The organism is Planobispora longispora (assembly GCF_016863135.1).
Taxonomy (GTDB): domain Bacteria; phylum Actinomycetota; class Actinomycetes; order Streptosporangiales; family Streptosporangiaceae; genus Planobispora; species Planobispora longispora.
Map to the genome: position 1 here is coordinate 1 of NZ_BOOH01000096.1, position 1,393 is coordinate 1,393.

A 1,393-nucleotide genomic window follows, 5' to 3' on the forward strand; every position below is an offset into this window, starting at 1 on the left:
GAGATGTGATGCCGAGCCGATTGTGGCGAAGTGGGTGATCCTATGCTGCCGAGAAAAGCCTCTAGCGAGGAGCATGGCGGCCCGTACCCGAAACCGACTCAGGTGGTCAGGTAGAGAATACCAAGGCGATCGGGTGAACTGTGGTTAAGGAACTCGGCAAATTGCCCCCGTAACTTCGGGAGAAGGGGGGCCTCTTCTGGTGACGGCACGTGCTGCCCGAGCTGGTGGGGGTCGCAGAGGCCAGGGGGAAGCGACTGTTTACTAAAAACACAGGTCCGTGCGAAGTCGTAAGACGATGTATACGGACTGACGCCTGCCCGGTGCTGGAACGTTAAGGGGACCGGTTAGTGGGAGTGATCCTGCGAAGCTGAGAACTTAAGCGCCAGTAAACGGCGGTGGTAACTATAACCATCCTAAGGTAGCGAAATTCCTTGTCGGGTAAGTTCCGACCTGCACGAATGGCGTAACGACTTCCCCGCTGTCTCAACCGCAGACCCGGTGAAATTGCACTACGAGTAAAGATGCTCGTTACGCGCAGCAGGACGGAAAGACCCCGGGACCTTCACTACAGCTTGACATTGGCGTTTGGAGCGGTTTGTGTAGGATAGGTGGGAGACTGGGAAGCCGCCACGCTAGTGGGGGTGGAGTCATTGGTGAAATACCACTCTGGTCGTTTTGAACGTCTAACCTGGGTCCGTGATCCGGATCAGGGACAGTGTCTGGTGGGTAGTTTAACTGGGGCGGTTGCCTCCTAAAGGGTAACGGAGGCGCCCAAAGGTTCCCTCAGCCTGGTTGGCAATCAGGTGTCGAGTGTAAGTGCACAAGGGAGCTTGACTGTGAGACCGACGGGTCGAGCAGGAGCGAAAGCTGGGACTAGTGATCCGGCGGTGGCTGGTGGAAGCGCCGTCGCTCAACGGCTAAAAGGTACCCCGGGGATAACAGGCTGATCTTCCCCAAGAGTCCATATCGACGGGATGGTTTGGCACCTCGATGTCGGCTCGTCGCATCCTGGGGCTGGAGTAGGTCCCAAGGGTTGGGCTGTTCGCCCATTAAAGCGGTACGCGAGCTGGGTTTAGAACGTCGCGAGACAGTTCGGTCCCTATCCGCTGCGCGCGCAGGAGACTTGAAAGGGGCTGTCCCTAGTACGAGAGGACCGGGACGGACGAACCTCTGGTGTGCCAGTTGTTCCGCCAGGAGCACGGCTGGTTGGCTACGTTCGGGAGGGATAACCGCTGAAAGCATCTAAGCGGGAAGCTCGCCTTGAGATGAGGTCTCCCACCCAGTGATGGGGTAAGGCTCCCGATAGACGATCGGGTTGATAGGCCGGAGGTGGAAGCGCAGTAATGTGTGGAGCTGACCGGTACTAATCGGCCGAGGACTTGACCATGAAGCA

1 rRNA gene is annotated in these 1,393 nt (G+C 57.9%); it reads left to right on the forward strand.

Annotation, left to right across the window (positions count from 1 at the left end):
• Positions 1-1,387 (forward strand): 23S ribosomal RNA (locus Plo01_RS39750); the annotation flags it as partial.
• Between the last annotated feature and the right edge of the window lie 6 nt (positions 1,388-1,393).